At 61.1% G+C, this 23,602-nt stretch carries 23 protein-coding genes and 1 tRNA gene; 7 read left to right on the top strand and 17 right to left on the bottom strand.

Annotation, left to right across the window (positions count from 1 at the left end; genetic code table 11):
* Nucleotides 1–51 precede the first annotated feature (51 nt).
* Nucleotides 52–1,128, top strand: a complete 1,077-nt coding sequence (locus FQ320_RS13165; RefSeq protein WP_255509491.1) for a flagellar motor switch protein FliG — start codon at nucleotides 52–54, stop codon at nucleotides 1,126–1,128.
* Nucleotides 1,129–1,560: 432 nt separating this feature from the next.
* Nucleotides 1,561–2,493: a lysophospholipid acyltransferase family protein gene (locus FQ320_RS13160; RefSeq protein ID WP_255509493.1), complete on the top strand. Its 933-nt coding sequence runs from the start codon at nucleotides 1,561–1,563 to the stop codon at nucleotides 2,491–2,493.
* Here the strand turns inward: FQ320_RS13160 and FQ320_RS13155 are convergent.
* Nucleotides 2,445–3,152, bottom strand: coding sequence for a thioredoxin family protein (locus FQ320_RS13155; RefSeq protein WP_148472946.1), 708 nt, complete (start codon nucleotides 3,150–3,152; stop codon nucleotides 2,445–2,447). The two genes, FQ320_RS13160 and FQ320_RS13155, sit on opposite strands and share 49 nt — an antisense overlap.
* A gap of 253 nt (nucleotides 3,153–3,405) precedes the next feature.
* Here FQ320_RS13155 and acnA point away from each other — a divergent pair, with 253 nt between their 5' ends.
* The gene (acnA, locus tag FQ320_RS13150) at nucleotides 3,406–6,189 is read left to right on the top strand and encodes an aconitate hydratase AcnA (RefSeq protein WP_148472944.1); all 2,784 of its coding nucleotides are present in this window, start codon (nucleotides 3,406–3,408) and stop codon (nucleotides 6,187–6,189) included.
* A gap of 265 nt (nucleotides 6,190–6,454) precedes the next feature.
* Here acnA and FQ320_RS13145 read toward each other — a convergent pair whose 3' ends face one another.
* From FQ320_RS13145 to tgt, 14 genes are all read right to left on the bottom strand, one after another.
* On the bottom strand, nucleotides 6,455–6,991 hold the full coding sequence (locus FQ320_RS13145; RefSeq protein ID WP_148472942.1) for a DsbE family thiol:disulfide interchange protein: 537 nt from the start codon (nucleotides 6,989–6,991) through the stop codon (nucleotides 6,455–6,457).
* Nucleotides 6,984–7,142 carry a heme exporter protein CcmD gene (gene ccmD, locus FQ320_RS13140; RefSeq protein WP_148472940.1) on the bottom strand — a complete coding sequence of 53 codons (159 nt, stop codon included), beginning with the start codon at nucleotides 7,140–7,142 and terminating at the stop codon, nucleotides 6,984–6,986. The genes FQ320_RS13145 and ccmD overlap by 8 nt, the downstream gene beginning before the upstream one ends.
* On the bottom strand, nucleotides 7,142–7,882 hold the full coding sequence (locus tag FQ320_RS13135; protein WP_148472938.1) for a heme ABC transporter permease: 741 nt from the start codon (nucleotides 7,880–7,882) through the stop codon (nucleotides 7,142–7,144). The genes ccmD and FQ320_RS13135 overlap by 1 nt, the downstream gene beginning before the upstream one ends.
* Before the next feature lie 105 nt (nucleotides 7,883–7,987).
* Complete coding sequence (gene ccmB / locus FQ320_RS13130; RefSeq protein ID WP_148472936.1) at nucleotides 7,988–8,644, bottom strand: heme exporter protein CcmB; 657 nt, start codon at nucleotides 8,642–8,644, stop codon at nucleotides 7,988–7,990.
* Nucleotides 8,641–9,261: a heme ABC exporter ATP-binding protein CcmA gene (gene ccmA, locus FQ320_RS13125; protein ID WP_148472984.1), complete on the bottom strand. Its 621-nt coding sequence runs from the start codon at nucleotides 9,259–9,261 to the stop codon at nucleotides 8,641–8,643. The genes ccmB and ccmA overlap by 4 nt, the downstream gene beginning before the upstream one ends.
* 7 nt (nucleotides 9,262–9,268) lie before the next feature.
* Complete coding sequence (locus FQ320_RS13120) at nucleotides 9,269–9,622, bottom strand: Mth938-like domain-containing protein (protein ID WP_148472935.1); 354 nt, start codon at nucleotides 9,620–9,622, stop codon at nucleotides 9,269–9,271.
* Nucleotides 9,623–9,711: 89 nt separating this feature from the next.
* A complete protein-coding gene (gene secF, locus FQ320_RS13115) occupies nucleotides 9,712–10,674 on the bottom strand; it encodes a protein translocase subunit SecF (protein ID WP_148472933.1) in 963 nt (320 codons plus the stop codon).
* A 1-nt stretch (nucleotide 10,675) separates the two neighbouring features.
* Nucleotides 10,676–12,337 (bottom strand): protein translocase subunit SecD, encoded by a 1,662-nt coding sequence (gene secD / locus FQ320_RS13110; RefSeq protein ID WP_148472931.1) that lies wholly within the window; start codon nucleotides 12,335–12,337, stop codon nucleotides 10,676–10,678.
* Nucleotides 12,338–12,358: 21 nt separating this feature from the next.
* Entirely contained in the window at nucleotides 12,359–12,682 is a 324-nt protein-coding gene (gene yajC / locus FQ320_RS13105; protein ID WP_148472929.1) for a preprotein translocase subunit YajC, read from the bottom strand.
* A 356-nt stretch (nucleotides 12,683–13,038) separates the two neighbouring features.
* Nucleotides 13,039–13,113: transfer RNA gene (locus FQ320_RS13100), tRNA-Val, on the bottom strand.
* A 19-nt stretch (nucleotides 13,114–13,132) separates the two neighbouring features.
* On the bottom strand, nucleotides 13,133–13,474 hold the full coding sequence (locus FQ320_RS13095) for an HU family DNA-binding protein (protein ID WP_255509490.1): 342 nt from the start codon (nucleotides 13,472–13,474) through the stop codon (nucleotides 13,133–13,135).
* Between the two features lie 133 nt (nucleotides 13,475–13,607).
* Nucleotides 13,608–16,019, bottom strand: a complete 2,412-nt coding sequence (gene lon / locus FQ320_RS13090; RefSeq protein WP_148472927.1) for an endopeptidase La — start codon at nucleotides 16,017–16,019, stop codon at nucleotides 13,608–13,610.
* 248 nt (nucleotides 16,020–16,267) lie between these two features.
* A complete protein-coding gene (locus FQ320_RS13085) occupies nucleotides 16,268–16,639 on the bottom strand; it encodes a hypothetical protein (RefSeq protein WP_148472925.1) in 372 nt (123 codons plus the stop codon).
* A gap of 64 nt (nucleotides 16,640–16,703) precedes the next feature.
* On the bottom strand, nucleotides 16,704–17,834 hold the full coding sequence (gene tgt, locus FQ320_RS13080) for a tRNA guanosine(34) transglycosylase Tgt (protein ID WP_148472923.1): 1,131 nt from the start codon (nucleotides 17,832–17,834) through the stop codon (nucleotides 16,704–16,706).
* Between the two features lie 161 nt (nucleotides 17,835–17,995).
* On the opposite strand from tgt, the gene FQ320_RS13075 reads away from it, so the two are divergent.
* Entirely contained in the window at nucleotides 17,996–19,378 is a 1,383-nt protein-coding gene (locus FQ320_RS13075; protein ID WP_148472921.1) for a RimK family alpha-L-glutamate ligase, read from the top strand.
* 138 nt (nucleotides 19,379–19,516) lie between these two features.
* Nucleotides 19,517–19,882, top strand: a complete 366-nt coding sequence (locus FQ320_RS13070) for an SUF system Fe-S cluster assembly protein (RefSeq protein WP_148472919.1) — start codon at nucleotides 19,517–19,519, stop codon at nucleotides 19,880–19,882.
* Between the two features lie 47 nt (nucleotides 19,883–19,929).
* Here FQ320_RS13070 and FQ320_RS13065 read toward each other — a convergent pair whose 3' ends face one another.
* A complete protein-coding gene (locus FQ320_RS13065) occupies nucleotides 19,930–21,291 on the bottom strand; it encodes a DUF6880 family protein (RefSeq protein WP_148472917.1) in 1,362 nt (453 codons plus the stop codon).
* Between the two features lie 124 nt (nucleotides 21,292–21,415).
* Between FQ320_RS13065 and FQ320_RS13060 the strand changes: the two genes are divergently transcribed.
* Entirely contained in the window at nucleotides 21,416–22,294 is an 879-nt protein-coding gene (locus tag FQ320_RS13060; RefSeq protein ID WP_255509489.1) for an aldose 1-epimerase family protein, read from the top strand.
* A gap of 94 nt (nucleotides 22,295–22,388) precedes the next feature.
* On the top strand, nucleotides 22,389–22,754 hold the full coding sequence (locus FQ320_RS13055) for an iron-sulfur cluster assembly accessory protein (RefSeq protein ID WP_148472915.1): 366 nt from the start codon (nucleotides 22,389–22,391) through the stop codon (nucleotides 22,752–22,754).
* Here the strand turns inward: FQ320_RS13055 and pssA are convergent.
* Nucleotides 22,739–23,578, bottom strand: a complete 840-nt coding sequence (gene pssA, locus FQ320_RS13050; RefSeq protein ID WP_148472913.1) for a CDP-diacylglycerol--serine O-phosphatidyltransferase — start codon at nucleotides 23,576–23,578, stop codon at nucleotides 22,739–22,741. The genes FQ320_RS13055 and pssA overlap by 16 nt on opposite strands.
* Between the last annotated feature and the right edge of the window lie 24 nt (nucleotides 23,579–23,602).

The following is a 23,602-nucleotide window of genomic DNA, read 5'->3' as shown; positions in this document are numbered from 1 at the left end:
AACCCGGACCTGTCACAGCTTGCGGCAACGCTCCCTGTCGAAGGCCGTGCCGTGACGACACAACTGACCAACTCCGCACGCCCGATGCCACCCGTCGGGCGGTTGACGGGCATTCGCACTGCCCCATCGCTTTCCCGGCGTCAGAAAGCCGCCATTGTCGTGCGCCTGCTGCTGGCCGAAGGCGCAAGCCTGCCATTGGCCGACCTGCCCGAATCTTTGCAGGCTGAACTGACCACACAGATGAGCCAGATGCGCTATGTCGACCGCGCGACGCTGAAATCGGTGATCGAAGAGTTTGCGAACGAACTGGACAGTATCGGGTTGGCCTTTCCCGGCGGGCTTGAGGGCGCATTGACGATTCTGGAGGGTGTGATCAGCCCCGATATGGCGGCGCGGCTGCGCGAACAGGCGGGTATGGTGTGGTTCAACGACCCTTGGGAAAGCCTTGCCACCTTCGACACGAACCTGCTGCTGCCGCTGTTGCAACGCCAGTCGCCCGAGGTGGGCGCGGTTCTGCTGGGCAAGCTCAAGGTCGCCAAAGCGGCTGACCTGCTGGGCAAACTGCCCGGCGACAGGGCCCGCCGCCTGACCTTTGCCATGTCGGAAACCGCCGATATCGATCCTGATACAGTGCGCCGCATTGGCCTGTCGCTGGCGGCCGAATTGAAGGCGGAACCGCCCCGCGCCTTTCTTACCGGCGCTGTGGCCCGGGTCGGCGCGATACTGAATGTGTCACCCAGCGCGACCCGTGACGACGTTCTGGTCGGGCTGACCGAATCCGACGCCGATTTCGCAGATGAGGTGCGCCGCGCCATTTTCACTTTCTCCGACATCCCGGCGCGGATCAGACCGCTGGATGTGCCGATGATCCTCAAAGAGGTCGCGCAGGAAAGTCTGGTCGCCGTCGTCGCCGCCGCTGCCGCCGACCCCGCTACATCGGAAGCGGTTGAATTCCTGTTGGAAAACACCTCGAAACGCATGGCGCAAACCCTGCGCGATGAGGCGGGCGATGCCGAACCGCCCCGCACAAAGGCCGCCGATGCCGCCCGTGGCGAAGTGATCACTGCCATACGCGCCCTGATCGACAGCAACGAAATTCAGCTGGTCTGTGATGATGACGAAGATTGACCGCGCGGGCGTGGTCTTGGTTTACGACCCGGCAATGGGCGGGCTGCGACATCGTGGACACCCCGATCGGCGAACTCTGCGATGAGGGGTGACCAAGCGCGAGCGGTTTGCGACAAAACGCGACTTCGCACATTGGAAAATGCATTGTTGATGTTGACCCAATTCCCCAAAGCTGATTGCGCAAATTCTCAATCCAGCCGGTCGGAGCCATCAGGGACCCCGAAGATCGGCTTGCCAACCGCATTATCCCTACTCCAAGATCGGCATCGCAACAGACCAGTCCCGGCTCCTGAGCGCAGATCACCACGGCGACATTTTGCGTCACAGCACGGCCGAAAACCCGGCGTCAGCCCTGCGAAACAGACTGGCGCGCTTGTGATCGTGCTGCCCCGGCCCTATGTCTGCGACCGCCACATTGGAAAGGTCACGTCCCTGTCACGCCCGCCGACCAGCCCTTCGTCAAGTTTTCACAACACGGTTCAGAACGCGGTGATCCGCGGAATTCTGGCACTGGCGTTGATCGTGCCCTACCGGATGCGGGTGCCGGCAATGGGCTGGATCGTCAGCCGTATCGTCGCGCCAATTGCCGGTTGGGACAAACGGGTGCGCGCCAATCTGGCGCATGTCCTGCCCGATCTGCCCGAATCAGAAGTGCGCCGCCTGATGCGGGCCGTGCCCGACAATGCGGGGCGCACCCTGATCGAAATCTATTCGGGACAGCAGTTTAAAAATCGCGTGGCACAAACCCCGCTGACCGGCCCCGGCCTGACGGCACTGAAGGCGGCGCAAGCGGAAAACCGGCCGGTGGTTCTGGTGACGGGGCATTTCGGCAATTACGACGCGCCCCGCGCCGCGCTCGCCGCGCAGGGATTTCCCCTTGGCGCGCTCTATCGCGAAATGAAGAACCCGAAGTTCAATGCGCATTACGTTCGCGCGATGTCCAATATCGCCGAACCGGTTTTTCCCGCCACCCGCAAAGGGCTGGCCGGGTTTGTCGGCCACCTCAAGGCCGGTAATACCATCGGCATCCTGATCGATGTTTATACGTCCAAAGGCGCGCGGGTGAAGTTTTTCGACAAGATCGCACCCACCGCCACCTCAGCCGCCGAATGGGCGATGAAATACGGCGCCGTGATCATTCCGGTCTATGGAATTCGGCGTCCCGACGGGATCGGCTTTGACATATTGCTCGACAAGCCGGTGCCGCCGGGCGATCCGGTTGAGATTACTCAGGCGCTGAATGACAGTCTGGAACGGATCGTGCGGCAACATATGGATCAGTGGTTCTGGATTCACCGCCGCTGGAAACCCGAAGATCAGCGCAGGCGCGCTGCGGCCCGTACGGGGCCGAACCCGGCCTCTTGAATGATCACGGCAGTGGGGCCTTCGGTCGCTTCGACCGCAAGGTTCAACGGCGCCGTGCCATCCCATTCGGCGATCTGACGCCAGTCGCGCACCGTGTTGTGATACTGGATTGTAAGCCCGGCATTCTCGCCCCGGGTGATTTCCACCGTGTCCTCGGGCGAAAAACGCGCCAGTTGCACCACCATCGCCACCCGGGAGCCGCTCAGCATTTCGGCGCGGATGACGATTTTGTCACCTTCGCGCCGCGCGTCGATCGCCACGGTATCGGGCGTGGCCCGGTGTGCCTGTATCAGATCGGCCAGTTCCATCGGCCGATATCCGACGACGGGATCCTTGCCGCCGACCATCAACTGCGGCGTATAGATCGTGCGCGATCCGGCCGCGCGGGCATAGCCTTTTTGCCGCTTGGTAAAGGCCGGGTTCGCGAAGGCATCCTTCCAGCCGATGTAATCCCAGTAATCCACATGCAGCGCCAACGCGATCACATCCTCGCGCGCCACCAGTCTTCCCAAAAGCTGATCCGCAGGCGGGCAGGACGCACAGCCCTGCGAGGTGAAAAGCTCAACAACAACCGGCTGATCCCCGGCTTGGGCCGGCATCGCCGCTCCAGTGGCCAAAGCAGCCATCGACAGTGTCACCGCCGCCAACCAGTGTCGCATGCATTTCCCTTTCTGCGTCTCCGGCATCAGACCTAACCCTGCCCTGCCGGAAAGACCAATCAAGGTTTTGAGAGTCGTCGTGACCATAGCCCGCCGTCACTGCGCCTTCTGCACAACAGGAGAAGCGGCCGCAAATGCCTCTGGCAAAAGATTGTGTGCAACGGTATACTTTACAGGACACCCCCTTGATCGACAGCCCCGCTTGGGCCAAACCCGGGGGGACAGGCATACCCAGATTTCAGGGAGACCCCAGATGACAATCCAGACAGGGCAAGACACCGCCAAGACACGGCGCGATCTGACCGTGAACGGCAAGACCTTTGCATATTACTCAATTCCGGCAGCCGAAAAGGCGGGTTTGGGCGATTTCTCCAAACTTCCCATCGCGCTGAAGGTGGTATTGGAGAACATGCTGCGGTTCGAAGACGGCAAGACAGTGCATGTGGACGACATCAAAGCGTTCTCCGACTGGGCCGCGAATGGCGGCAAGACCAACCGCGAAATCGCTTATCGGCCCGCCCGCGTTTTGATGCAGGATTTCACCGGCGTTCCCGCGGTCGTCGATCTGGCCGCCATGCGTGACGGAATTGTCGCCCTTGGTGGCGACGCGCAGATGATCAACCCGCTGAACCCCGTCGATCTGGTGATCGACCATTCGGTGATGATTGACGAATACGGCAACCCCCGCGCCTTCCAGATGAACGTGGACCGCGAATATGAGCGGAACATGGAGCGCTATGTCTTCCTGAAATGGGGACAGAAAGCGTTCAACAACTTCCGCGTCGTCCCGCCGGGCACCGGTATCTGCCATCAGGTGAACCTGGAATATCTGGCGAAAACCGTCTGGTCTGACAAGGATCAGGACGGCGTCGATGTCGCCTATCCCGACACACTGGTCGGCACGGACAGCCACACCACCATGGTAAACGGCGTGTCGGTTCTGGGCTGGGGCGTTGGCGGGATCGAGGCCGAGGCAGCCATGCTGGGCCAGCCGATTTCCATGCTGATCCCCGAGGTTGTCGGTTTCAAGCTGACGGGTGCGATGCCCGAAGGCACCACCGCGACCGATCTGGTGCTGAAGGTTGTCGAACTGCTGCGCGCCAGGGGCGTCGTGGGCAAATTCGTTGAATTCTATGGTGACGGGCTGGACAACGTCCCGCTGGCCGACCGTGCCACCATCGGCAACATGGCGCCCGAATATGGCGCCACCTGCGGCTTCTTCCCGATCGACGCCGAAACCCTGCGCTATCTGACCCAAACGGGACGGGACGAGGAAACAGTCGCCCTTGTCGAAGCCTATGCAAAGGCGAACGGCATGTGGCGCGAGCCGGGATACGAGCCGGTCTATACCGACACTCTGGGACTGGATATGTCCACCGTCGTTCCGGCCATTTCCGGCCCGAAACGCCCGCAGGATCACATCCCGCTGACCAACGCATCCTCTGCCTTCGCAGCGTACATCGCGGGCGAACGCAAAGGCGTCAAAGCGCCTGAAAAGCAGAAGGACCGCTGGGAAGACGAAGGCGGTCAGCCCGCACCGCGTGACATCCCCGGCGATATCGGCCATCACCGGCGCGGTTTCGTGGTTGGTGTGAACGGCGAAGACCCATATCAACTGCATGACGGGTCCATCGTGATCGCCTCGATCACGTCCTGCACCAACACGTCCAACCCCTATGTGATGATCGGCGCGGGACTTGTGGCGCGCAAGGCGCGCGCACTGGGTCTGATGCCAAAACCCTGGGTCAAGACCTCGCTTGCACCCGGTTCTCAGGTGGTTTCCGCCTATCTTGAAGCGGCTGGATTGCAGGAAGATCTGGATGCCCTCGGTTTCAACCTTGTCGGCTATGGCTGCACCACCTGTATCGGCAACTCGGGTCCGCTGGACCCGGCGATTTCCCAGGCAATCAGCGACAACGATCTGATCGGCGTCTCGGTCCTGTCGGGCAACCGCAACTTTGAGGGGCGGATCAGCCCTGATTGCCGCGCCAACTATCTGGCCAGCCCGCCTCTGGTCGTGGCCTATTCGCTGATCGGTGACATGAACATCGACATCGCCAAAGATCCGCTGGGCCAAGACCAGGATGGTAACGACGTCTATCTGAAAGACCTCTGGCCCAGCAGCTCGGAGATCGCCGCACTGGTGGAAAAGACCGTAACCCGCGAGGCGTTTCAGTCGAAATACGCCGATGTGTTCAAGGGCGACGAGAAATGGCAGGCCGTGGAAACACCAGACAGCCAGACCTATGACTGGCCCGTTTCCAGCACCTATGTTCAGAACCCGCCCTATTTCCAGGGGATGAGCAAGGACCCGGGTGTGATCTCCGACGTCAAGGAAGCCCGCGTTCTGGCGATTCTTGGCGATATGATCACCACTGACCACATCAGCCCCGCCGGATCGTTCACGGACACGACACCGGCCGGACAATACCTGACCGAACGGCAGGTCGCGCCGCGTGAATTCAACTCTTACGGGTCGCGTCGTGGCAACCACGAAGTCATGATGCGCGGAACCTTCGCCAACATCCGCATCAAGAACGAGATGCTGGAGGGCGTTGAGGGTGGCTATACCGTTGGCCCCGATGGCAAGCAGGCGGCGATCTTTGACGCCGCCATGGCCTGGCAGGATCAGGGCACGCCGCTGGTGATCTTTGCGGGCGAACAATACGGTGCCGGTTCATCGCGTGACTGGGCGGCAAAGGGCACGGCCCTGCTGGGCGTCAAAGCGGTGATCGCCGAATCCTTCGAGCGTATCCACCGCTCGAACCTCGTGGGCATGGGGGTCATCCCGTTCGAATTCATGAACGGCGATACCCGCAAATCTCTGGGCCTGAAGGGTGATGAAACCATCTCGATCACCGGGCTTGAGGGCGACATCAAACCGCAGTCCGAAGTGCCCTGCACGATCACCTATGCCGATGGTAAGGTTAAGGAAATCACGCTGAAAAGCCGGATCGATACGGCGGTCGAAATCGAATACATCGAGAACGGCGGCGTGTTGCACTATGTCCTGCGGAACCTGGCTAAATCAGCCTGATCTGACTGATCCTGTTGAACACGATTTCACGGCCATTCCCCCGGGGGTGGCCGTTTTTCTGTCCGCTGTGCAAATCTGGAAACAGTCTGTTTTTGAAATTTTGTTCACCGCGCCTTAAAGTCGCCATGAAACGCCCTATTCTTGCCATACAACGCTTGGGGGCGATGAAAATGACAACCGAAAAGATTCGGCAGGCCGCGCGGCGGCTCGGCCTGCCTTTGCCAATTATGGAAACGACGTTGATACTGGCTTGGCTGGTGTTCGTCTATTCCGCCGGCTGAGCCGTGGCGATTGCCGGGAGGATGGTGCTTTCCATCACGCGGTGGATCGGCCCGGCAAAGCGCAATATAACCTTGCCCGTCCCGTCGATGATGAATGTTTCGGGCAGACCATAGACACCCCAGTCGATGCTTTTCTGACCGCCCGGATCAAAGACCACGGCGGAATAGGGATCGCCGAGCTCGTCCAGAAACTTCAGCGCCGCATCCGGAGTCGTGTCACGGTTCACGCCATAGACCGGCAGGGTCTTTGCCAGTTCGACAAGCGCCGGGTGTTCGGCACGGCAGGGCGCGCACCAGCTGGCCCAGAAATTGACGATCTTGACGCCGGGCTGATCCAGCACGGCCCGGTCAAAAACCGCCAGATCGGCCAGCGTAGCCGCCTCGATCGGCGGGGCCGGTTTGTCAATGAATACTGAAGGCAGCGCGTCGGGATCGTCGCGCATCATGCCGACAAAGAACAGCGCCGCAAGCCCGGCAAAGATCAGCGGCGGCGCAATCATCAGGGGTGATACCTTAGCCATTTTTTTGTGTCTCCTCGCGCCCGGCCTGCTCCAACTGTGTCCGCACCCGGCGTCCGCGCCAGACGGTCAGCGCCACCAATAGCCCCAAAAGAACCAGCGTAGCACCATAGGCGGTCAGCACCTCGGCCGCGTATTTCCCCAGATCCGGCATCACTCGGCCCCCTCGCTCATTCTAAGACGCAACCGCAACGCATGCAGTCGGCGCAGGCGAATTTCCGTGCGGGTGCGCGCCAGAACCAGCGCCACGAAAAACAGCACGAAACCGGCGATGCAGACCAGCAGCGGCAGCCAGAACACATCCGACACGTTCTCCTTCTTGTCGAGACTGAGCGACGCCCCCTGATGCAGCCCCTGATTCCAGAAATTCACCGCATAGCGGCTGAGCACTGCAAAGACCGATCCGACCAGACACAGGATCGATGTAAGATCGGCGGCAGTGTCCGGATCATCAATCGCCGACCAGAGCGCGATATATCCGAAATAGAACAGCAGAAGGATCAGGAACGAGGTCAGACGCGGATCCCAGACCCACCAGGTGCCCCACATTGGCTGCCCCCAGATCGCCCCGGTGGCGAGCGCAATCAGCGTCATCACCATCCCCACCGGGGCGGCCGCGCGGGCGGCAAGCGCGCTCACGTGATGGCGGCGGATCAACCAGATCAGGCTTGCAATAAGCATCATCACCCATGCGTTGATCGCCATCATCGCACTTGGCACATGCAGATAGATAATCTTGACGGTGGATCCCTGCCGGTAATCGTCGGGCGTGAAGAAGAACCCCCAGACGATACCGGTGATCAGACACAGCGCAGACAGAGCCGCGACCACGGGCAACACCCGTCCGCTCCACCCCATGAACAGCGCCGGATTGGCGTATTTCCAGATCGACATGGCGCCGTCACCCGTATCTTTGGTTTTTGAATATCCGCGCCGCTGGCACTAAAGGCTTTCGTCGCATCCGCACATACCCCGGTTTGGCGCTCAAACCCAGCCCCGTCACCGCAAATTGATCCTCAACGCAGCGGCTGCGGCAAAGGGCAGCAGTGCAACCGCCCCTGCCGTGATCCCGCCCAGCAGCAACAGGGGCGTGACAACCGCCAGCCCCTCGGCCCCACGTCGCGCCACCTCGGCCCCGAAGATCAGCGTTGGCACATAGAGCGGCAGCACCAGCAGCGACAACAGCAGTCCGCCGCGTTTGAGTCCCACGGTCAGCGCCGCGCCAAAGGCACCGATCACGCTGAGTGCCGGGGTGCCGATTGCAAGCGACACCAGCAGCCACAGATACCCGTCAGAGGGCAGGTTCAGCAGCACCCCCAGCCCGGGTGCCGCCAGCGTCAGAGGCAGGCCAGTGACGATCCAGTGCGCCGCTGCCTTTGCAACGACGACCCCCTCCAGCGGGATTGGCGCCGTCGCCAGCAAATCAAGTGTGCCGTCTTCGTGATCCAGCGCAAAGATCCGGTCCAGCGACAGCAGGCAGGCCAGCAGCGCCCCCAGCCACAGAACTCCGGGCGCAATGGAGGACAAGCGCGACGTGTCGGGGCCCATGGCAAAGGGCACCAAAACGACGACAATCAGGAAAAACCCAAGGCCAAGCCCAAATCCCCCCCCGGCCCGCACTGCCAGCTTCAGATCGCGCAGCAGCAGGCGGATCACAGGAACGCCTCGTCAAAATCCGACCGATCAAAATCCGAACTGCCTGCGCGGGCGCGGAAGGCGGCGATATCCAGCATCTCGGCGTCAAAGCCCAGATCGACATGGGTGGCGATCACTGCGGTGCCGCCGCCTGCCAGATGGGTCGCCAGAACCGCGCCAAACCGCGCCACGCTGGCCACATCAAGCGATACGGTGGGTTCGTCCAGCACCCAGACCGGGCGCCCGGTGACCAGCAGCCGCGCAAGCCCGAGCCGCCGCTTCTGACCCGCCGACAGATGCGCCGCCGCCCGGTCGCGCAATGCGTCCAGTTGAAAGGCCGAAAGTGCGGCATCAATACCCCGCGTGCCGAACACTCCGGCCCAGAAGGTCAGGTTTTCAGCGACGCTCAGCGCCGATTTCAACCCGTCGGCATGTCCGGCATAAGCAATGGCATCCACCCCCGGCTCGACCGAACCCGTCAGCGCAGGTTGCAACCCGGCCAAGGTGCGCAACAGGGTCGTCTTGCCCGCCCCGTTCGGGCCGCGCAGGATCAGGCTTCGCCCGGATGCGACAGAAAATGTCACGCCTGACAGGATCGGTACCCCGCCTCTCGCGCAGGTCAGATCGGTGACGGTCAGCACGGGTTCAGACCGCGATCAGCGCCACACCGACCCGTCGCCCCTCGCTGAGCAATATGTTGTAGGTGCGGCAGGCAGCCGGAGTGGCCATGGATTCCACCCCGATTCCCGCCTGCTCCAACGCGGTACGGAAGTCAGCCGGAACATGGGCGATTTCCGCGCCGGTTCCGATAAAAAGCACATCCATCGCCCCGAGCGCGGCAATCAGCGGTTCCGTGTCATCGAACCCGCCCCAAGGCTTAACACCCGACGGCAAAACCGCGACATTTCCCTGAATGATCTTGCCATCGACACGGAAAAAACCGGGGCCATAGCCATCGATCGGGCGGGCATCGGGATAATCGATTTCGTTCAGGCGCATGAGTCTCTCCGTTCCGGGCGATCCGTTGCTATCACGGCGTGGGTCCGCGCGAAAGAACAGGGCCGCGCGCAACCGGCGCGGCCCAAGTCTCAGGCGTCGACGTTGGCGAACTGGTTGCCCTTGTCCGACGGCTTGTCGTCGCGGTTGACGCCGAGATACAGCACGATGTTCTTGGCCACATAGACCGAAGAATAGGTGCCGACGACCACGCCCCAGGTGATCGCAAAGACAAACCCGCGGATCACATCGCCACCGAGGATCAGCAGGGCGATCAGGGCGATCAGGGTTGTGCCGCTGGTCATCACCGTGCGCGAAAGCGTTTCGTTTACCGACAGGTTCATCACGTCGCGCAGATCACGCTTGCGGAATTTGATCAGGTTTTCGCGCAGTCGGTCAAAGATCACGACGGTATCGTTGATCGAATACCCGATGATCGTGAGCAGTGCGGCAATGGTAGCCAGATCAAACCGGATCTGCAGTGCCGAGAATATTCCGACCGTCAGGATCACGTCATGGAACAGCGCGGCAACCGCACCGACGGAAAACTGCCACTCGAACCTGAGCCAGATATAGAACAGGATCGCCGCCAGTGACGCGCCGACGGCAATCAGCGCGGTCTGGATCAATTCGCCCGACACCTTTGGCCCGACGGATTCAACCGACGGAAAAGTGATCGTCGGATCGACCTCTTTCAACTGGTCCTCGACCGATTGTACCGTGTCTGCAGCGACACTTTCGGTGTCATCCTGCGCCTGAATCCGGATCATCGCCACGTTCTTGTCGGGACCGAAGGTCGGATCGAACACCTCGGTTATCGAGACATCACCAAGGTTCAGCGGTGCAATGGCATCGCGATACGCACCAACATCCACCGATTGCACGGATTCCGTACGGATCGTCGTGCCGCCGCGAAAATCGATGCCGAAGTTCAGACCCATCATCAGCCAGATGACCAACGACAAAACCATCGCCACGCAAGAGGCGCCGAAGGTATAGCGCTGATAGTAGAAGAAATCGAAGTTCGTGACTTCAGGAACCAGACGGAGACGCATTTCAGACCTCGATTGTCTTGGGACGGCGGCGTTCGAACCACATGACGACGAACAGCCGGGTGACGAAAATCGCGGTAAAGACCGAAGTCATGATTCCCAGACCCAGCGTGATTGCAAAGCCCCGCACCGGTCCAGACCCCAGAACGAACAGGATGACCGAGATGATGAAGGTGGTGATATTGGCGTCGATGATCGCGCTCAGCGCTTTTTCATAGCCCAGTTCGATGGCCCGCGCTGGCCCCTTTGCCGTCTTCAGCTCTTCGCGAATACGTTCAAAGATAAGCACATTGGCATCAACCGCCATGCCAATGGTCAGAACGATCCCGGCGATCCCCGGCAGGGTCAGCGTCGCGCCGATCATGCTGAGCAGCCCGAACAACAGCCCGACGTTCAGCACAAGCGCCATGTTGGCGAACATGCCGAACATCCCGTAACTGGCAAACATGAAGATCAGCACCGCCGAAAAGGCCACGATACAGGCGATGCGCCCGGCATCGATGCTATCCTGTCCGAGTTCCGGGCCGATGGTGCGTTCTTCAAGAAAAGACATTTGGGCAGGCAAAGCGCCGGCGCGCAGCAGAACGGCAAGGTTCGTCGATTCTTCGATGCCGAAATTACCGGTGATGATCCCCGAACCGCCCGGAATGTGGCTTTGGATCACCGGTGCGCTGATCACCTCGTCATCCAGCACGATGGCGAACGGACTGCCGATGTTTTCGGCGGTATAGTCGCCAAACTTTCGCGCACCCGTCGGGTTAAAGCGGAAACTGACCGCCGGACGCCCGTTCTGATCAAAGGAAGGCTGCGCATCGACCAGTTCTTCGCCTGAAACGACGGGTGTCTGTTCGACGATGTAATATACGCCGGGCTCGTCCATCGATTGAAGGATCAACTGCCGCGCGCCGGGATTCTGGGTGCTGTCCGTTGTTCGGCCGACCACGGGATGAAAGGTCAGTTGCGCCGTCGTGCCGATCAGCTCTTTCAATTCGCTGGCCGAACCGATGCCGGGCACCTGGATCAGAATGCGGTCATCGCCCTGACGCTGAATTGTCGGTTCGCGGGTGCCCACCTCATCCACACGACGGCGAATGATTTCGACTGACTGCTGCATGGTGCGGTCGTCGGTGGCGCTCCGCTCGGCTTCGGAGAGACGAATAGTGATCGTATCGCCCTGCCCCGCAACCTCGATATCGTTGCTGCCGACACCGGTCAGAGACACGACGGGCGTGGCAAGGGCGCGAACGATTTCAAGTGCGCGGCCCATCCCCTCAGATTGGGAAATCTGTACCGAAAGCGTGGTGGCGTCCCCTGCCTGACGGCGGATCGTGCCAACCTGATCACGCGCGGCGCGCAGGGCATCACGCACCTCGGGCCACATCCCGTCCAGCCGGTCGGCATAGACATCACCGACCTGCACCTCGGCCAGAAGATGCGCGCCACCGCGCAAATCCAGCCCCAGATTTACCAGCGTGCCGGGCATCCAGTCGGGCCAGAGCGCGCGGGCAGCGTCACGTTCCGGTGTTGCGCCCAACACCTCGATTTCCGCGACGGCGTCATTGTGACCCTCGACACGGGTATAAAAGGCATTGGGCAACGCAAAAATCAGCCCGGCGGCGATCAGCCCCCAGATGACGATCCGCTTCCAGAAAGAAATTTGCAGCATTTAAATGACCTTGATCGGTGCTCAGGACTCGGTAGGTTCCGTTTTATTCAGAACCTGACTGATGGTCGAACGCACCACCCGCACCTTCACGCCTTCGGCCAATTCGACCTCGACTTCGCCGTCTTCCTTGACCTTCGCCACCTTGCCGATCAGCCCACCGGCGGTGATCACCTGATCACCACGGCGCAGCGCCGCGACCATCTTCTGATGCTCTTTCGCCTTTTTTTGCTGCGGACGGATCAACAGGAAATACATGATTGCAAAGATCAGGATCAGCGGAACAAAGCTGGTCAGCGCACTGGCGGCGCCACCGGCCGCTTGCGCATAGGCAGGCGTAACAAACATGGGATAAGTCCTTTGGTTGTGTGCAGGATGCGCCCAAGGCTCCCGCCGGATTGGCGCGCACACTATCTGCGGGTTTCGGGCTTGGCAAGCAAGCGGATCGCGACTTTTCAGGTTTCACTGTGGCAAGGATCCGACATGACGGACATTACCGGAAACAGGTGGCGGCATTGTGGCCAAATCAATGGCTTGGCACGGATGCGAGATTACTCTGGTACGTTACCGGTCGGAACTCTCCTGCTTCTTCGGGAGCAAGACAAAGCCTGCGGCAGCGGCCGACAAGCCGATAGCCCCGTCCCGGCTGGCGGTGACCGGCCGAACCCGCGACACTTTGGCAGGCCTTCCACCGGTCGGAAAAATGGTGGGTGATAAGGGATTTGAACCCCTGACATCTTCGATGTGAACGAAGCGCTCTACCACTGAGCTAATCACCCGACGGGGCGATTTCTAGCCTCAGTCTTCCGGTTCCGCAAGGGTCTCTGACGGATTTACCGTATCATTTGACCGGCGCAGCTTGAGGTACATGACCTGTACATTGCCCTTGTCCTGTGTCCGGTTGATCATCAACTTGCCCAGCGGTTGCAGGTTGCAAACGCGACCGTCATCCAGCGCCTTGCCCAGTGCGGCCAGTGTCGCCTCGACCAAGGGCTTGGCGTCTTTTTTCTTGGCGCCCGTGGCCAGTATTACCTGCTCGATCAGTTCGGTCTTCTTCAGCTCGACCATAGTGTCGGGTGTCGTATCGGCAAAACCCTCCGGGTCGGCATCGTCAATCTGCGCGTCCATGTCTTCGGCCATTTTTTGATCCTTCTTTCAACAACTTTGCCCGACGTTAGGGCATGCGCGAGGACAATGGAATCGTTTTCACCCGGGCCCGAAACGCCGAAGGGCGCGCCGTTTATGGCGCGCCCTCTGACGTCGATTGGTCGGTTCAGTGTGCCGTCGCCCCTGCCCCGTCGCCCCGGCGCTCCAACGCGGCCTTGGCGGCTGCGGCTTCCTCGGCCGCTTCGTCCCATTCGATGGGTTCGGGTTGACGCACCAGCGCGTGTTTCAGAACCTCGGACACATGGGTGACGGGAATGATCGTCAGCCCGTTCTTCACGTTATCGGGGATCTCAGTCAGATCCTTCTCGTTTTCCTGCGGGATCAGCACCGTGGTGATGCCGCCCCGGAGTGCCGCAAGCAGTTTTTCCTTCAATCCACCGATCGGCATGGCATTGCCGCGCAGGGACACCTCTCCGGTCATCGCGATGTCCTTCCTGACCGGAATGCGGGTCAGGACCGAAACGATCGAGGTGACCATGGCCAGACCGGCACTCGGCCCGTCCTTGGGCGTTGCGCCATCGGGCACGTGAACGTGAATGTCCGTCGTGTCGAACTTGGTTGGTTTTACCCCGATCTGCGGGCTGATCGAGCGGACATAGCTGGACGCCGCATCGATGCTTTCCTTCATCACGTCGCCCAGTTTCCCGGTCGTCTTCATCCGGCCTTTGCCCGGCAGGCGCAGAGCCTCAATCGACAGCAACTCGCCGCCAACACTGGTCCAGGCCAGCCCGGTCACGACACCGATCTGGTCTTCCTTTTCAGCCAGACCATAGCGGTATTTCTTGACGCCCAGATATTCCTCAAGGTTATCAACGGTGATCACCACCGAGGTTTCGGCCTTGCGGACGATCCGCGTCACCGCCTTACGTGCCAGTTTGGCGATCTCACGCTCAAGGTTCCGCACGCCCGCCTCGCGGGTATAGGTGCGGATCATTTCCAACAGCGCCTCATCGGTGATCCTGAACTCGCCCTTTTTCAAGCCGTGGTTCTTCACCGTCTTGGCGATCAGGTGACGTTTGGCAATCTCGGATTTTTCATCCTCGGTATAGCCAGACAGCGGAATGATCTCCATCCGGTCCAACAGCGGGCTGGGCATGTTGTACGAGTTCGCCGTGGTCAGGAACATCACATCCGACAGGTCATATTCGACCTCAAGATAGTGATCGACAAAGGTGGCGTTCTGTTCCGGATCCAGCACCTCAAGCATCGCCGACGCGGGATCGCCCCGGAAATCCTGGCCCATTTTGTCGATTTCATCAAGCAGGATCAGCGGGTTGGTGGTTTTCGCCTTTTTCAGCGCCTGAATGATCTTGCCCGGCATGGAACCGATATAGGTCCGCCGGTGGCCACGGATCTCGGATTCGTCGCGCACACCGCCAAGCGAGATGCGGATGAATTCGCGCCCCGTTGCCTTGGCAACCGATTTGCCCAGCGAAGTCTTACCCACGCCCGGAGGGCCGACCAGACACATGATCGGGCCTTTCAGCTTTTTCGAACGTTGCTGCACCGCCAGATATTCGACGATCCGTTCTTTCACCTTCTCCAGCGAATAGTGGTCGTCATCCAGCACCTTCTGCGCCGCAGTCAGATCTTTCTTGACGCGCGAACGGGTGTTCCACGGGATCGACAACATCCAGTCGAGATAGTTGCGCACGACGGTCGCCTCGGCGCTCATCGGGCTCATGTTCTTGAGCTTTTTGACCTCGGCATCGGCCTTTTCGCGCGCCTCTTTCGAAAGCTTTGTCTTCTCGATGCGCGCTTCCAGCTCATCGACCTCGTTCTGGCCCTCTTCGCCGTCCCCGAGCTCCTTCTGGATCGCCTTCATCTGTTCGTTCAGGTAATATTCGCGCTGGGTCCGCTCCATCTGCGACTTGACGCGCGTCTTGATCTTGCGCTCGACCTGCAACACCGACATTTCGCCCTGCATCAGGCCGAAAATCTTTTCCAGACGCTCGGCCACATTGAGCGTTTCCAGCAAATCCTGCTTCTGTGCCACCTCGACGCCCAGATGTCCGGCGACCAAATCGGCCAGCTTTTCGGGTTCGCGCGTGTCCGACACCGCCGAAAGAGCCTCTTCGGGGATGTTCTTCTTGACCTTTGCATAGCGCTCGAATTCTTCGCTGACCGAACGAAGAAGTGCTGCGACAGTATCGGGATCGCCGATTTCTTCATCCAACAGTTCGGCGTTGGCTTCAAAAAAGCGATCATTCTCGATATAGTCGGTAATGCGCACGCGGGCGCGACCTTCGACCAGCACCTTGACCGTTCCGTCAGGAAGTTTCAGCAGTTGCAATACGTTGGCAAGGACGCCGTACTGATAGATACCTTTGGCATCCGGATCATCGACGCCGGGATCAATCTGGCTCGACAGCAGGATCTGCTTGTCGTCGGCCATCACTTCCTCAAGGGCGCGAACAGATTTGTCGCGGCCCACAAACAGCGGCACGATCATATGCGGGAACACCACGATGTCGCGCAGCGGCAGCACTGGAAACGACTGGCTCAATTGCTCGGTCATATTTTTTCCTTTGTTGGCAAGAAGACACCTGTCCCGCTGGGCGGCAACTCCGGTCTTCTCCGGTCATTGGCTGACTATTTGGGGTGGCGGACCGCCTTGTTCAACCGTGACCTGTTATTCTGACGTTTGTTACATTCTGCCTGTACCGCCTACCGGGGGCAAGATGTCGTTGACGCTGATGCAGGGCGAATGATTGGCGAAACCTTGAATTATTAAAGACAAGTCAGGAATCCCGTACCATTTATGGCCTATCGCGGCAAAAATCGCCCCGCCAGCGCGTCAATGGCCAAAGCCAGAGCGGTGAAACCGGCAAACACCGGGCCAATCTGGCGCAGCCCCGTAACGGTGATCCGCCCCTCGTCGAACACTGTTTCCCCGCCCCGAACAAGGGTCAAGGCGGCAGCCTCACCGATCGCCACAGCCAGAGCCACGGGCAAGGCGGTGAACACAAAGGCGAACACCGCCACCCGCCAGCGGCCCGCCCGCAGCGCCAGCACATGGGCGGTGATCAGCGCCCCGGTCAGGATCGCGCCGACGATCACCGTGCCGCGAATTGTGCCGGTCATCGCCGCAGTGACCACAAGAACCGCCATCAGAGGTAACACGAAGGTGTGTTTCATCGCCGCCCCTACAGTGTCGTGCCGCACACCCGCCCCGAACAGACCGGAACGGGCGCGTGACCGCCTACAACTGTTCAATATCGCCCGCCGACCGGTTGGCGTGGAAAGCTGTCTCCCATGTCGCGAATTCACCCGCCGCGATGGCATCGCGCATTCCCTGCATGATGTCCTGAAAATATGTCAGGTTATGCCAGGTCAGCAACATCCCCGAGATCATTTCCTGCGCACGGAACACATGATGCAGGTAGGCGCGGGAATAGTTGCGGCAGGCCGGACAGCGGCAATTCTCGTCCAGCGGGCGGGGGTCGTCCATGTGGCGGGCGTTCTTGATGTTGACGACTCCGGCCCGTGTGAACGCCTGCCCGGTGCGCCCCGAGCGTGACGGCAGCACGCAATCCATCATGTCGATGCCGCGCTTGACCGCGCCGACGATATCGTCCGGCTTGCCCACGCCCATCAGATACCGCGGCTTGTCCACCGGCAGTTGCGCGGGCGCATAGTCGAGACATTCAAACATTGCCGCCTGCCCCTCACCCACGGCCAGCCCGCCGACGGCGTAGCCATCAAAGCCAATCTCGGCCAACGCCTTGGCGCTTTCCTCGCGCAGATCACGCTCCAACCCGCCCTGCTGGATTCCGAACAGCGCGTGACCGGGCCGGTCGCCAAATGCATCGCGCGACCGCTGTGCCCAGCGCATCGACATGCGCATCGATTCCGCAAGTCGCGCACGGTCGGCGGGCAAGGCCGGGCACTCATCGAAACACATCACGATATCACTGAGCAGCAGGGCCTGAATCTCCATGCTGCGTTCCGGGGTCAATTCGTGTTTCGACCCGTCGATATGGGATTTGAAAGTCACGCCCTTTTCGCTCATCTTCCGCAGGCCCGACAGGCTCATCACCTGGAACCCGCCCGAGTCGGTCAGAATCGGCCGGTCCCAGTTCATGAACCGGTGCAGCCCACCCAACCGCGCGATCCGCTCTGCCGTGGGCCGCAGCATCAGATGATATGTATTACCAAGGAGGATATCGGCCCCGGTTTCGCGCACGGAGTCGGGCATCATCGCCTTGACCGTCGCCGCCGTGCCAACAGGCATGAAGGCAGGTGTGCGGATATCGCCCCGCGGGGTCGAAATCGTTCCGGTGCGCGCGGCACCGTCGGTCGCGGCAAGACTGAATTTGATACGCTGGGTCATCGGGGCCCTCCTGCTCCGCGTTCTTGCGCCTGAGCGGGCGAAAGACAAGGCCACCGGTGCTTTCCCGACCCGGCATTCTGCGTTATGGCTCGCCCCGAACGTGCCAGTCTGACCAAACCAGCCCGACTGAACCAACGAGACCGAACCAGCGGAACACCCCCATGACCGACCACACCCCACCACCTTTCCGCCTTGGCTGGGAAGAATGGTGCGCCCTGCCCGATCTGGGCCTGCCCGCGCTGAAGGCCAAGGTGGACACCGGGGCGCGCACCTCGGCGCTGCATGCCTTTGACATCGAGGCTTTCGGCGATGCAGATGCGCCACAGGTGCAGTTCTCGGTCCATCCGGTTCCCGGACGTCACGATCTGGTGGTGCGCTGCACCGCGCCGGTGCTTGACCGCCGCCCGGTCACATCTTCGAACGGCGAAACCGAGTACCGCTTTGTCATTGCCACCGAAATCGAGATGGGATCACGCCGCTGGCCGCTGGAACTGACCCTGACCGACCGGGGCGCGATGGCTTACCGGATGTTGCTGGGGCGGCAGGCGATTGCCGATGACATGGTCGTCGCCCCCAACGACAGCTTTTGCCAGCCTGTCCTGTCCGACGACATTTATGAGCCCGCAACCGCGCCGCCATCCCCCGCCGACCGCCGTCTTTCGGTGGCCGTGCTGACCCGCAATCCCCGCTCATCGACCCTGCGCCGGTTGCAGGCGGAGGCAGAGCGGCGCGGGCACAGCTTGCAGCCTGTCGACACGCTGCGCTGCTATATGACGATGAATGCCCTGTCGCCCGAGGTACATTGCGACGGCGCGCCCCTGCCGCGATTCGACGCGGTGATCCCCCGCATCGGCGCCTCGGCCGCACGGTATGGTGCGGCATTGGTGCGGCAGTTCGAAACCATCGGCACCCATTGCCTGAATCCAAGCCAAGGGATTGCGATGGCCCACGATTCCATTGCCGCGCATCAGGTTCTGGCACGCGCCCATGTCGCCATGCCGCCCACGGCATTCGCCGCATCGCCCCGGGACACCGCGCATCTGATCGGGCTGGTCGGAACTGCGCCGCTGGTGGTGAAACTGCTGGATGCGCCGCAAGGCGAAGGCACGCTGATCGCCGAAACTCCCGCTGCCGCACAAGCGGTCATCGGCGCGATTCGCGGTGTGGATGCGAATGTGCTGGTGCAGGATTTCATCGAGGGTGCTGATCCCGCCGGATTGCGCTGTCTTGTGCTCGGGGGCAAGGTGGTGGCGGCCGTGGCGCGTCGCGGCGGCGCCGACGGCCCCTTTGCCAAATCCGCCAAGCCAAACAAGGCGGAACGTGACGCGGCCCGCCGGGCGGTTCGCGCGTTTCGTCTGGGTCTGGCCAGTGTCGAAATGCTGCGTACGCCCGACGGGCCAAAGGTGCTGTCGGTCAATCCCACACCTGCAATCGAGCCGTTTGAAACCGCCACGGGCACGAATATCGCGGCCCTTTTGTTCGATCTGCTGGAAAAACGCCTGCGCCCCCTACCGCGCAAATTTCGCAAACCCCGCACAACCTGACCGCACGAGGGCAAGACGCGCGCTGCAGGCACAATGGGTGCGACGAAAACGCAAGAACGCGCGCCGGTCACTGGACGCGCCGCGTCACAATCCTTATATGTTTGGTCAACTTTACCCGAGCGAGCAAGCGAGACAGCCATGACCGCCGAAAACTCTGCGCCGATGGAAGGCGCCCCGCTGATCCAGCCATCTTCAACGGATCATCCGCTTTACGACGACGTGGTCGGTGCCTGCCGCAGCGTTTATGACCCCGAAATCCCGGTGAACATCTTTGATCTGGGATTGATCTATACCATCGACATCAACGGCGAGAATCACGTTGAAATTCTGATGAGCCTGACCGCTCCCGGCTGCCCCGTGGCGGGCGAGATGCCCGGCTGGATTGCGGATGCCATCGAACCGCTTGCAGGTGTGAAATCGGTCAACGTCGAGCTCACGTGGTCGCCGCCCTGGGGGATGGAAATGATGAGCGACGAAGCGCGGCTTGAACTGGGCTTCATGTAGCCCAGCAGGTCGGCGTTTGACGAATGGCCCGCGCCACCATGGCATCCTCAGCCCAGCCGGTCCCAAAAGGCACGTCGCCGCGAGAAGTCCTGACGCAACTGTGCGACATAGTCTTCATGGGACGGCAAAGCGCCATAGTCTGAGATATCCGCATCCGCCGCCGCGCAATCGGCCAGATGATCGGCGGCATGGCCGTATCGGCCCGCACGCGCCTTGGTCAACGCGAATCCGATCATCGCACGCCACAGGATCGTGGCGGCCAGCGGATGACGATCACGCAGCAGTTCCGCCGCCGGACCAAGCAGTTCGTACCGGTCGCCGTTCAATTCATCGGCCCGCGACTGCACCAACCGGGCCAGCCCTGCGGCATCCGGCCAGCTGGTGAAAAATTCGATAGCTGCGGTGAGGTCACGAAAGCCAAGCACATGATCGCGGGCCCGGTCCTCGGCTTCGATGTCGTCAAAATCGGGCAGCGCGGACAGATGCGCGCGCAGGTGGGTGATATCAAGCGTCGCGGTGAACCGCTCCCAACGGTGGTGCTGTGCCTCATCCTGTCGGCCAAGCGCGATCAGCGCACCGATAAGCGCATCGTCCCACGCAGCCCGCCCCGGGGTCATTGTGGTGGGACCGGGGCGGGCGTTGCGCAGCGCGCTCAGCGCCTCATCCGCGCGGCCTGCATTGGTCAGACGCGTGGCGATATCGGCGGCCACCGACGGGCGCGAGCGGTCGACCGGCGGTATTTGTGCGATGAAGGCATCCGTGTCGCCCTCGGCCTCGGCGATATCCTGCAGGATACCCCGCATCCGTCTTGCCTGTCTGGCCGAAAGATCTTCGATCTCGCCCTGGACCAGCGCGCGCAGCCTGGCCAGACCCGGCGCACCCAATTGCGCCGCCAACAACCCGGTTATCCCCTCAAGCGCGCCATTTGTATCGTGGTGCAAGGCATCCCACACCCGCTGGGCCAACGGTTCGGGGGACAGATCGGCAAGCGGTGCGATATCGGCAAACCGGGCCCGGGCGGCATCGAACACCGCAGCCACCTCGCCCCGGGAATCGTCGACACGGGCGAAAATCGCCGGGGCCAGCGCCATGAACTCCCACAACAGATCGAAGGCCAGCGCACCATCGTCGGGCGCAATGCGGTTGGTGATCATATCGGCCTGCGTCTGCAAATCGGCGGTCAGGGCACGGCGGCGGCGCCAGGTGACCCGCGTCCGGGCCTTGCGCAATGCCACCAACCGCTTGCGCACATCGCGGCCCAATTCCTCGGGGCCGATGGCATGGCTCAATTCCAGCCGCAGACGGCGCTTGATATCAGCGCTGCCGGTGCTGACTTCGATCAGCAGGGCTGCCAGATGCTCGGCGCCCAGACCGGCCAGATTGGCGGCATTCAGGGTCTTTCGTGACATGGCCCATTCATCGCAGCGCAAAGTCCCAAAGGAAAGCCCCGGCGAACCCAGGCCTTGGCCTTACGCCACTGGTCAGTCGCTTGTTAATCCTGCAGTCTGCGCGTGAACAACCAGTGAGCCCCCGATGCCAATGACCGAAAACATAACCCACCTGTCCAACGCCCATCTGTCCCTGACCCTGTCAGATCTTGGGGCCGAGATGCAAACACTGACCACAGCCGATGGTCGCGAGTTCTTGTGGCATGGCGACCCGGCGTTCTGGGCGGCTCGTGCGCCGCTGCTGTTTCCCATTGTCGGGCGGACACGTGACAACTGGGTGGCGGTGCGCGATCATCAGGCCGAAATGGCGATCCACGGCTTTCTGCGTCATGGGGTTTTCACCCGCGTCTCCCACGATGACGAGGTCTGCCAGCATAGCCTGAGCGACAGTGACGCGACGCGACGCGTCTATCCCTTTGCGTTTCAAGTCACCGTAACCCACCGGCTGGACGGCCCGACGCTGCACGTCATCGCCGAGATCGAAAACCGTGACACAGACGCGATGCCCTTCGGGTTTGGCTTTCATCCCGGATTTCGCTGGCCCCTGCCGGGGTTTGAGGGGCAGCAGCATTGGGTGACTCTGGACAATGGAGCCGAACCGCCACTGGCCAGGCTGGAGGGCGGATTGATGACCCGCGAAACCCTGCCCTCGCCCTTTGTCCAAGGCAGGATCCCGATAACCCCGGGGATGTTCGACAATGACGCGCTGGTCATTCCCCAAGGCGCGGGGGATGGCCTGCAATATGGCGTCGAAAGCGGCGGGCATCTGGCCTTCCGGTTTGAAAACCTGCCAAATCTTGCCCTGTGGTCGAAACCCGGCGCGTCCTTCCTGTGTATCGAGCCCTGGCACGGTCTGCCGGGCGAAACCGACGGAACCGAGCAGATCGCCGAACGGCCGTTCAGCGTGCTCCTGCCGCCCGGAGATGTCGCGCGGTTCGGCTGGTCGGTCACTGTCGCGCTGTGATTCCATCGAGACTGTGATCGTCTTGCGGCCGTGATCCCCTTGAGACCCGCGGCCTTGCCGCCTACATTGTAAAAGACTCCCGAAAGGACAGACCATGTTTGGCATTCCCGGCAAGCAAGCCGTTTCGATGACCCCCGCCGCCGTTCGGCAGATCGCGAAACTGATGGCGCGCGACAACCATCAGGGTCTGCGCATCGGTGTGAAAAAAGGCGGCTGCGCCGGCATGGAATATACCATGGAATACGTGACCTCAGTCGATCCACTGGACGAGGTGGTCGAAACCGAAGGCGCACGGGTGATGATCGCCCCGATGGCGCAGATGTTCCTGTTCGGCACCGAGATCGACTATGAAATCTCGCTGCTGGAATCATCGTTCAAGTTCCGCAACCCGAACGTGACCGATGCCTGTGGCTGCGGCGAATCGATCAAGTTCAAGGATGCGGATCAGATGTCGTCTTGATGCCGGGTCGGATCGTGGGGCTGATCTTCGGCCCGGTCTTCTGCCTCGAGCGCGGCCTGAAATCTGGCCTGAACCGCGCGCCCCTTGCGACGTGAAATCGGGATCGACGCGAGATAAGCCAGTGACACCATCGCCAGCGTGACCCAAGTATAAGTCAGCAAAAGCGCAATAAAGCCGACAAAGGCGATCAAGAAATAGCGCACACGCTCGCGCCGGATCGTCGTCGACTTCAGCGAGAACGTCGGGATTCGGCTGACCATCAACAATCCGACCACCACCACCCAAGCGCTGATCGACAGATCCTCGATTCCCGGATTGGGCGTCCAATCGAAAACAAACGCCAGATACATTGGCAGCATGACCAGAACCGCCCCCGCCGGCGCGGGAACGCCGGTAAAGAAATCCGGTTTCGGCTCGTCCACCGCGGCGCGCGACACAACGTTGAATCGCGCCAGACGCGTGACACAACAGACCGCAAAGATCAGGATCGCGATCCACGCTTCGTTGCGCATGTCCTGAAGGCCCCAGAAATAGATGATCAGCACCGGGGCAACCCCGAAGTTCACGAAATCGGCCAGTGAATCCAGCTCGGCGCCAATTGCAGATTCGCTTTTCAGCATCCGCGCCACGCGCCCGTCCAGCCCATCAAGAACGCCGGCGATGAGAATGAACCGCACGGCGCGTTCAAAATTTCCCTCGATGCCATATCTGATCGCAGTCAGACCGGCACAGATTGCGGCCAGCGTCATGAGGTTCGGTAAAAGCTGCACGATCGAAAGTTCCGATTTGTGCAAGTCGGATTTCGGAGAGCGCGGATCGTTCATATCATGGGTCCGTTCATTCAACCT

Origin of the sequence: Oceaniovalibus sp. ACAM 378, from assembly GCF_008085915.1 — a bacterium.
Taxonomy (GTDB): domain Bacteria; phylum Pseudomonadota; class Alphaproteobacteria; order Rhodobacterales; family Rhodobacteraceae; genus Oceaniglobus.
Note: the sequence above shows the minus strand (reverse complement) of the source record. Positions and strands in the feature narration are given on the sequence as shown.

Bases quoted from the DNA above. Each gene is read 5' to 3' on its own strand.
- FQ320_RS13155 (WP_148472946.1), bottom strand. From the start codon at position 3,152: ATGCGACACTGGTTGGCGGCGGTGACACTGTCGATGGCTGCTTTGGCC.
- acnA (WP_148472944.1), top strand. From the start codon at position 3,406: ATGACAATCCAGACAGGGCAAGACACCGCCAAGACACGGCGCGATCTG.
- FQ320_RS13145 (WP_148472942.1), bottom strand. From the start codon at position 6,991: ATGGCTAAGGTATCACCCCTGATGATTGCGCCGCCGCTGATCTTTGCC.
- ccmD (WP_148472940.1), bottom strand. From the start codon at position 7,142: ATGCCGGATCTGGGGAAATACGCGGCCGAGGTGCTGACCGCCTATGGT.
- FQ320_RS13135 (WP_148472938.1), bottom strand. From the start codon at position 7,882: ATGTCGATCTGGAAATACGCCAATCCGGCGCTGTTCATGGGGTGGAGC.
- FQ320_RS13120 (WP_148472935.1), bottom strand. From the start codon at position 9,622: ATGCGCCTGAACGAAATCGATTATCCCGATGCCCGCCCGATCGATGGC.
- secF (WP_148472933.1), bottom strand. From the start codon at position 10,674: ATGCGTCTCCGTCTGGTTCCTGAAGTCACGAACTTCGATTTCTTCTAC.
- secD (WP_148472931.1), bottom strand. From the start codon at position 12,337: ATGCTGCAAATTTCTTTCTGGAAGCGGATCGTCATCTGGGGGCTGATC.
- yajC (WP_148472929.1), bottom strand. From the start codon at position 12,682: ATGTTTGTTACGCCTGCCTATGCGCAAGCGGCCGGTGGCGCCGCCAGT.
- FQ320_RS13095 (WP_255509490.1), bottom strand. From the start codon at position 13,474: ATGGCCGAAGACATGGACGCGCAGATTGACGATGCCGACCCGGAGGGT.
- lon (WP_148472927.1), bottom strand. From the start codon at position 16,019: ATGACCGAGCAATTGAGCCAGTCGTTTCCAGTGCTGCCGCTGCGCGAC.
- FQ320_RS13085 (WP_148472925.1), bottom strand. From the start codon at position 16,639: ATGAAACACACCTTCGTGTTACCTCTGATGGCGGTTCTTGTGGTCACT.
- tgt (WP_148472923.1), bottom strand. From the start codon at position 17,834: ATGACCCAGCGTATCAAATTCAGTCTTGCCGCGACCGACGGTGCCGCG.
- FQ320_RS13075 (WP_148472921.1), top strand. From the start codon at position 17,996: ATGACCGACCACACCCCACCACCTTTCCGCCTTGGCTGGGAAGAATGG.
- FQ320_RS13070 (WP_148472919.1), top strand. From the start codon at position 19,517: ATGACCGCCGAAAACTCTGCGCCGATGGAAGGCGCCCCGCTGATCCAG.
- FQ320_RS13065 (WP_148472917.1), bottom strand. From the start codon at position 21,291: ATGTCACGAAAGACCCTGAATGCCGCCAATCTGGCCGGTCTGGGCGCC.
- FQ320_RS13060 (WP_255509489.1), top strand. From the start codon at position 21,416: ATGCCAATGACCGAAAACATAACCCACCTGTCCAACGCCCATCTGTCC.
- FQ320_RS13055 (WP_148472915.1), top strand. From the start codon at position 22,389: ATGTTTGGCATTCCCGGCAAGCAAGCCGTTTCGATGACCCCCGCCGCC.
- pssA (WP_148472913.1), bottom strand. From the start codon at position 23,578: ATGAACGATCCGCGCTCTCCGAAATCCGACTTGCACAAATCGGAACTT.